General features: G+C 45.8%; 5 protein-coding genes. 1 reads left to right on the top strand and 4 read right to left on the bottom strand.

The features are described from left to right. The 4 genes from QUA38_RS25715 to QUA38_RS25700 all read right to left on the bottom strand — a co-directional run. On the bottom strand, positions 1–2,362 hold a 2,362-nt coding region (locus QUA38_RS25715), incomplete at its 3' end, for a DUF4347 domain-containing protein (RefSeq protein WP_333166926.1). A gap of 783 nt (positions 2,363–3,145) precedes the next feature. Further along, positions 3,146–5,242 (bottom strand): prolyl oligopeptidase family serine peptidase, encoded by a 2,097-nt coding sequence (locus QUA38_RS25710; RefSeq protein WP_333166924.1) that lies wholly within the window; start codon positions 5,240–5,242, stop codon positions 3,146–3,148. Positions 5,243–5,556: 314 nt separating this feature from the next. Beyond that, complete coding sequence (gene recR / locus QUA38_RS25705; RefSeq protein ID WP_333046856.1) at positions 5,557–6,150, bottom strand: recombination mediator RecR; 594 nt, start codon at positions 6,148–6,150, stop codon at positions 5,557–5,559. 152 nt (positions 6,151–6,302) lie between these two features. Further along, positions 6,303–6,671 carry a translation initiation factor gene (locus QUA38_RS25700; RefSeq protein WP_333166923.1) on the bottom strand — a complete coding sequence of 123 codons (369 nt, stop codon included), beginning with the start codon at positions 6,669–6,671 and terminating at the stop codon, positions 6,303–6,305. 240 nt (positions 6,672–6,911) lie between these two features. On the opposite strand from QUA38_RS25700, the gene trpB reads away from it, so the two are divergent. Further along, positions 6,912–8,150 carry a tryptophan synthase subunit beta gene (gene trpB / locus QUA38_RS25695; protein WP_333166921.1) on the top strand — a complete coding sequence of 413 codons (1,239 nt, stop codon included), beginning with the start codon at positions 6,912–6,914 and terminating at the stop codon, positions 8,148–8,150. Positions 8,151–8,176 lie beyond the last annotated feature (26 nt).

Below are 8,176 nucleotides of genomic sequence, written 5' to 3'. Positions count from 1 at the left end.
TGACGTTTTCGGCTGTGCTAGGGCCGTTGTTGACTGTGGAAATTGTGTAACTGACTGTCCTACCCACAGTTTCGGTAGTAGTCCCGGTTTTGGTGGTAACAACATCGGCACTAGGTGTCAGAGTGGTTGTGACTTTAGCCAGCGGATCAGTGCCGTTGTTGTTTTCAGGAAAAGGATCTGGGGTAGCGGAGGTATTTCTGGCGGTGTTGCTGACGCTGGCATCTGGGGGTGCGATGAAACTAACTGTATTGGTAATCGCAGCAGGAGCACCGCTGGCTAAGCTGGGAACAGATGAGAAGGTGACAATGCCACTAATTGGATCGTAAGTACCGCTGGATAGACTAACTATTGTTAAATTGGGAACAATGCTATCAGTAATTATGACGTTTTCGGCTGTGCTAGGGCCGTTGTTGACTGTGGAAATTGTGTAACTGACTGTCCTACCCACAGTTTCGGTAACAGGCCCGATTTTGGTGGTAACAACGTCGGCCAGAGCATCAACAATTGTAGTTGAGACTTGAGAAAGGGGTTGAGAACTATTGTTGTTAGCTAGATTTGGGTCGAAAGTGCTGGAGGTGCTATAGGCAGTGTTAGTTAAGGCAGCGCCGACTGTTGCCGGAACTCTTGCGGTGATGGTGCGGGTTTCGCTAGCACCGTTAGCCAGAGTCGGAATCGCCGGCCAAATGACTGTCCTCGTTGTGGGATTGAAACTACCGTTGTTGTCAGTGCTGACGAAAGTTAAGCCGGCAGGCAGCGGATCTTGAATCAGGACGCTTTCGGCGCTGTTTGGGCCGTTATTTGTGGAGGTAATCGTATAGGTAATGGTGCTATTGGGTATGGCATAGAGCGGGCCTTTTTTAACAATGGAAACGTCTGCTACGAGTGTAGGCGGATCTATACTTTGGACGATGACATTGTTAACTTCGTGAATGTTTGTGTTTCCCCCTGTCGAAGCAGCAAATCCAAATTTAAAAGTACGTGGCACTGCTCCGTTTATAGTTTCCAAATTTGGTATATCGATCAGTGTTTCGCCCGCATCAAATGTGCCATTGCTGTCCAAGTCTAAGGCAACTGTAAGACGGTTAGGTGTTGCTGATGTAGTCGGGAATAAGGTAATTTGGACGGATCTTTTAGCTTCAGCGCGAATGATTGTATCTTTATTGTCTATGCCAATGGAAACCCCAGTCAAAGTGTTAGTTAAAAGACTAGAACCTAAAAATTTATAATTTTCGGTTGGGATTGTGCTTGCCCTGCCTCTAAGTCCTACTGCATCAGGTCGCCTATCACTTGGATTGTTCGAGATGCCACCCTGTTTTCCAGCAATAACGCTAGAATAATTACCAAACTCGTCTAATCCGACACCTAAATAACCTCCTACAATACCGGGTGAATTTGAATTAGTATTTTGAGCATAGCCAAGAGAGCCACCATAGCCTCCGGCTTCTGTTGGCGTAGCTGTTCCGTCAATGAGGAAAAAACTAATTCCATCGGCACCAAGGAGGGAACCATCCCCTGAAGAAGGGACATTACCTCTGTTATAGGCAAAGAAATCAAAGGTAACTCTCAGGCCCTCAGTGGCGGAGATGGGGTTGTTGTAGATTACAAAAGCTGCTTGTCCAAAGGCGTTTGAGGTTAATCTCAAAGTACCGCTTCCGGGTGGATCGCCAGTCCCTAAAGCGGGAATAACGCCACTGGGGTTGACTGTACTACCTGCGGTTAAGCCTGGGTTAGATGTAGTGGGGTTGCCAATTCCATATATCCAAGGCCCGATTACTGTTGTATTTTTAAATTCTTCAGCCGCTAAGGTAGCCAGGACTGATGTGTAGCCTTCTAAGACTTCTTTTTCAAAGGCTATTTCGGTATTTATTTGTCCTGTGGCAATTTCTAATTGCCAGTTGCCGCCTAGTGCTGCACTCCCTGTTAAATTATTGGAAGCCGCAACATTTGCTCCTGTTATTTGGCTGAGTTTTTGTATGAATTCAATGCCGGATTCCCCGGCGCCTGTGTTGCAACTTAACAGCAGAATACTACCTGTTTCGTTGAGAGCTTTACCCCACTGCTGCAATTTGCTGGAATAGGTTTCTATATTGTCAATATTGAGTTTTGTTGAGCCGATTTCTACTGATGCTGATGCGCCGTGAGCAACTATTTGAATGCTGTTGAGGCTGTGCCGCGAGGCTGTTATTTCGGCAATTTGTTCGATTCCATCCCGGGTTCTATTGAGCAGGATTACTTCGGTACCGCTTTTCACTCCCCTGAGAAACTCTTGGTAGTTTTCTACTTTTGAATCCACAATCGCTAGATTTTTTCGGCTAGCCGTCTCTGCTTTATAGCTGGCTTGTCTCAAGATTTTAGTTTCCATATTGGTAGATTTCCGTGTTTGCGCGGCTGACAAATTTGACAGATTTGGTTTGGATGGTTTTAATTTTTGGTTAATTTGGTTGCTAAATCTAAACTACCCCTTTTCATAGATGACGATAAACTTTCAACTATAAAGTTTTAAAAATTATTTTTTAAAGATACATAATAGTTACCTCTATTTGTTATGTATGATGTTAGTCAATCATTAGACAGGATTTACTGTGATCGCCCTTGGATGTCCTGATGCGGCCGATGGCTGCAAATTCTAACATGAATAAGGGGTGACAGCCTTTGTATTAGGCAAGGTGCTCTATTTTTGGGAAAAATGATATCAGGTCTAAGGTTAGTTATATGGTAAATTACTTACGGATTTATCAGCATAAGGGGTATGACCCCTCATAGCACTGTGCTTCGTCTGGTGATATCGAGGCTGGATCAGATAACTTGAACCGTAAATATACTGAAAATATTAATTTCCTAAAAATTGGCAGATTTTGGCTTTGACGTGCGATCGCTGTTGAAAGTTGAGAAGACCAAACTTCTAGAGATTTATACTTATACTTATACTAATTTGGCGTGCTGTAAACTCACAGCAATGTAATAATAGCCACTCAACGCTACAAAAGTTAATAAAAAAAACGTGGAAAATTATATATGTTAATATCAGGATTTCGGTGACAAAAAAGAACGATCGCCCTTGAATTCAAAAAGTACGATCGCCCTTTACACCGTCTTTCTATTTAAATCATCAAACTGCGTCGATCGCACACCCTAACGCAGCTTGCTAAGCGTCAATATCGAGTTCGCGGACTAAAAAAGCCCATTCATCAGCCAATTCTTCAATCACTTTAGCAGTAGGCTTGCCGCCCCCGTGTCCCGCTTTAGTTTCTATCCGAATTAACACGGGTTTTTCTCCCGCGTGGGTTTCTTGCAAAGCAGAAGCAAACTTGAAACTGTGGGCCGGAACCACGCGATCGTCGTGATCGGCAGTTGTAATCATTGTCGCCGGATAAGACGTTCCCGATTTGAGGTTGTGCAGGGGAGAATAGCCGTAAATTGTCGGGAATTCCTCGGCATTTTCGGGAGAACCGTATTCCGAAGTCCAGGCCCAACCAATGGTAAACTTGTGGAAGCGCAGCATATCCATAACCCCGACGGCAGGCAATGCCGCACCGAACAATTCCGGCCGCTGAGTCATGCAAGCCCCTACTAATAAACCGCCGTTGCTTCCACCTGCGATCGCCAATTTGGCAGGTTTGGTGTATTTGTTTTCGATCAACCATTCAGCGGCAGCTATAAAGTCGTCAAATACATTTTGCTTATTCAACTTTGTCCCTGCTTGGTGCCATGCTTCGCCGTACTCGCCACCGCCCCGCAAACAGGCTATCGCATAAACTCCGCCCAGATCCAGCCATACCACATTGCTAATCGAAAAACTCGGAGTTAGCGACACGCCAAAACCGCCGTATCCGTAAAGATAAGTGGGATTATTGCCATCAAGCTGTAAGCCTTTTTTGTGGGTGATGAACATCGGTACTTGCGTGCCGTCTTTGCTGGGATAAAATACTTGCTTTGTCTGGTAATCGTCGGGGTTAAAATCTACATTCGGCTGGCGGTAAACTGTGCTTTCGCCCGTCACCATGTTGTAGCGGTAAATAGTGTTTGGTGTAGTGAAACTCGTGTAAGCATAAAAAGTTTCGGTATCGTGCCGCTTGCCGTCAAATCCTCCCGCCGAACCGATTCCCGGCAAAGCTATTTCTCGCGCGAAACAGCCGTCTAAGTTGAAGATTTTAATTTTGGTGTAAGCGTCTTTCAGATAAGAAGCAACAAATTGATTGTTGAGGATGCCAATACCTTGGAGGGTTTCGGCTGCTTCGGAGATAATTTCTGTAAATTTCCCTTGACTGTCATCGCCAGCGAGCGATAAAGGAGGGGGATTGTTGGTATCAATCGCAATTACCCGACCGCAGGGTGCATTTAAGTCAGTTTGAAACCAGAACAGAGGGCCTTCATTGTTGATGAAGCTGTACTCTGCCTCGAATTCGTTAATCAGTTCTACAACAGGCGATTCAGGGGCAGTTAAGTCTTTATAAAAAATCAGGTTTTTTGTTTCAGTTCCCTGCCAAACTGATATAATTAGATATTTGCCGTCTTCAGTGACGCCGCCGCTAAATCCCCATTCTTTTTGGTCGGGGCGATCGTAGATTAATACGTCTTCAGATTGGGATGTTCCTAACTTGTGATAAAACAGTTTTTGGTAATAGTTAACATCTTCGAGTTTGGTTTTTTCGTTTGGTTCGTCGTAGCGGCTGTAAAAAAAGCCTTTACCGTCGTGAGTCCAAGAGGCGCCTGAGAATTTCACCCACTTTAAATGATCCGATAAATCTGCACCTGTTTCGATATCGCGAACTTTCCATTCTTGCCAATCCGAGCCGGAGGTTGACAAACCGTAAGCCATATGTTTGCCGTCTTCGCTGATAGCTACGCTACCCAAAGCAACGGTTCCATCTTCTGAGAGTGTGTTGGGGTCAATTAATACTTTGGGTTCGCTGTCGAGGGATGTTAAAGTATAGAGTACGGATTGATTTTGCAGACCGTCATTCTTGTAGTAGAAATAGCGATCGCCTTCTTTGAAAGGTATGCCGTATTTCTCGTAATCCCAAAGTTGAGTCAGGCGCCGTTTGATTTTTTCCCGCGCCGGAATTTCGTTGAGGTAGCCAAAGGTGACTGCATTTTGGGCTTCCACCCAAGCTTGGGTTTCCTCTGAGTCAGGATTTTCCAGCCACCTGTAGGGGTCGGGTACTTTGACGCCGTGGTAGTCGTCTGTTTGGTCGATTTTGCGGGTTGTGGGGTAGGTGAAAGGTCGATCGAATTTAGCCATGATTTTTTACTCTCGGTAACTTTGTCCAGTTTACCCTTTCGCGGCAGTGACGACAGGGAACAACGAAACCAAACACCAAATACCAAATACCAAATACCCGACAGGTTTCAACCTGTCGCTACACAGACAAAACCCGCCGACGCGGGTTTCATATCTTACAAATTAGTCATTGCGATCCTCCACGAAGCAATCGCAGAAGCTTAGGATATAACTATCGTCGCATCAATTGTGAACTCTTCCTCCTCTTTTCTCTTCCTTCGTTTCCTTCGCGGTTCGTTTCTGTTACTTTTAAATCAGCCATCACCCATTTTCAACTAATCCAACTCCCTCCTTCCTTCCAAAGCGCGAGCCAATGTAACTTCATCGGCATATTCCAAATCTCCCCCCATCGGCAAACCAAAAGCTATGCGCGTTACTAGGGTAAAAGGTTTTAATAAGTGACCGATATAAAGAGTAGTAGTTTCGCCTTCCACGCTGGGACTAATAGCAATAATTACTTCCTTAATCTTTTGCTGGCTGACACGCCGCACTAACGGTTGAATGTTCAATTGTTCTGGGCCAATTCCATCCATCGGCGAGATAACGCCGCCAACAACGTGATATTTACCCATGTATTCCCGCGTTTTTTCTAAAGCGATTACGTCGCGGGATTCTGACACTACACAAATGGTATGAGTGTCGCGGTTGGTATTGCGACAAATTTCGCAAACAGGGTCAGCAGATAAGTGAAAGCATACTTGACAGAAACCTACTTGCTGTTTGGCATCAATCAAAGATTTAGCTAGGGCTTGCACTTCTTCTTCCGGTCGCTTCAAAATATGTAAAGCTAAACGCTGGGCTGTTTTTGGGCCGACTCCGGGCAAGCGCTGCAATTGTTCGATTAAACGAGCTAAAGGTCGAGTGTACATTAAAAATTGGCGGTAATTGGTAATATCATTTCTGGTTGATTCGCGACAATATAATTTGTGCGATGTAGGGGCGGGTTTTACCAACCATCTATGTTTAAAACTAAGTATATCATAAACCCGCCCCGCCCATACAGTGAGGAATATTGACTAATTTACCCTCCACTAATTTTAGCTTTGTAGCCTAACTTTGTGATAATTTCTAGCAGCTTTTGCTTGTGTTCGCCTTGAATTTCGATTTCATTCTCTTTGACTGTGCCGCCAGTACCGCATTGGGCTTTTAGCTGCTTTGTCAAAGCTGCTAATGTTTCGGGTTTTTCCTGAAAGCCACTGATGACTGTAACTGTTTTGCCGCCTCGCCCTTTTCGGGATGCTTCGATTTTGAGGTTTTGTTGATTGGGGGGAACTTCGGCAACTCCCCGTTGGAGGGCTGCCGAGTTGTCAACATTCCCAAACTCGGAGTAAACTATTCGTTTGCCCTCGGTTGTTTTGCTGTCATAATCTTTGCGTTTGGATGCTGCCATAGGTTAAGATGCTTGAACTTTTTTTACTGGTATTTCTAGTTTTAGCGGATTGGGGTATGGTTGCGATCGCTCGGAATGCGCTCTATCTTCTACTTATTGTATTAGCCCGTCAAGCGTTCAAGGAATTATAATGAAATTTGTTCGATCTGCTCAAGTCCACAACCGATTTGGTACGATCGACACTAAGCCTCTAGCTTACCCGTGAATCTAAAAAATCTAAAATCTAAAATCTAAAATCTAATGACAGTCACCCCCCTGCATCTCACCACCGAAACCATCACTCAACGCCCCGACTCCCTCGGTAGATTCGGCAAATTCGGCGGCAAATACGTCCCCGAAACCCTGATGCCGGCTTTATTTGAACTAGAAGCCGCTTTCCACCAATACCGCAGCGAACCGGAATTTCAACAGCAACTCCAACAATTGCTCAAAGATTATGTCGGCCGCCCCAGCCCTTTGTATTTTGCGGAACGCCTTACCGAACACTACGCTAAAGCAGACGGAACTGGCCCGCAAATTTACCTCAAACGCGAAGATTTAAACCACACGGGAGCTCACAAAATTAACAACGCTTTAGCTCAAGCATTGCTGGCAAAACGCATGGGCAAAAAGCGGGTAATTGCTGAAACTGGTGCCGGTCAACACGGCGTTGCTACTGCCACAGTTTGCGCTCGTTTCGGTATAGAATGCGTTGTCTACATGGGCGTTCACGACATGGAAAGACAGGCTTTAAATGTGTTTAGAATGCGGTTGATGGGAGCCGAAGTGCGGCCGGTGGCTGCGGGTACGGGAACGCTGAAAGATGCGACTTCGGAAGCGATTCGCGACTGGGTGACAAATGTCGAAACAACTCATTACATTCTCGGTTCCGTAGCGGGCCCGCATCCTTACCCGATGATGGTACGCGATTTCCATGCGGTAATCGGTGAAGAAACGCGTGCTCAGTGTCAGGAAAAGTGGGGTGGTTTGCCGGATATTTTATTAGCTTGCGTCGGCGGCGGTTCTAATGCAATGGGTCTTTTTCACGAGTTTGTCGGGGAAGAAACTGTCAGATTGATTGGTATTGAAGCGGCGGGCGAAGGTGTGGATACGGAGAAACACGCTGCTACTTTGACTAAAGGAAGTGTGGGTGTTCTGCACGGGGCGATGAGTTATTTGCTGCAAGATAATGAAGGTCAAGTAATCGAGCCGCATTCGATTAGTGCGGGTTTAGATTATCCGGGTGTGGGGCCGGAACACAGTTATTTGAAGGATGCGGGTCGAGCTGAATATTATAGCGTAACTGATGCACAAGCGCTGGAAGCATTTCAGCGGCTTTCGCAGTTGGAGGGGATTATTCCGGCTTTGGAAACTTCTCACGCGATCGCCTATTTAGAGACTCTGTGCCCGCAGCTAACAGGCAATCCGCGCATTGTGCTTAACTGTTCGGGACGCGGCGACAAAGACGTGAACACTGTAGCGAAGGTTCTGAATATCTAGGTTAGCGGAATGTGGGGCGATCGCTC

Source organism: Microcoleus sp. Pol12B4 (genome assembly GCF_036701385.1).
Taxonomy (GTDB): Bacteria; Cyanobacteriota; Cyanobacteriia; order Cyanobacteriales; family Microcoleaceae; genus Microcoleus.
Note: the sequence above shows the minus strand (reverse complement) of the source record. Positions and strands in the feature narration are given on the sequence as shown.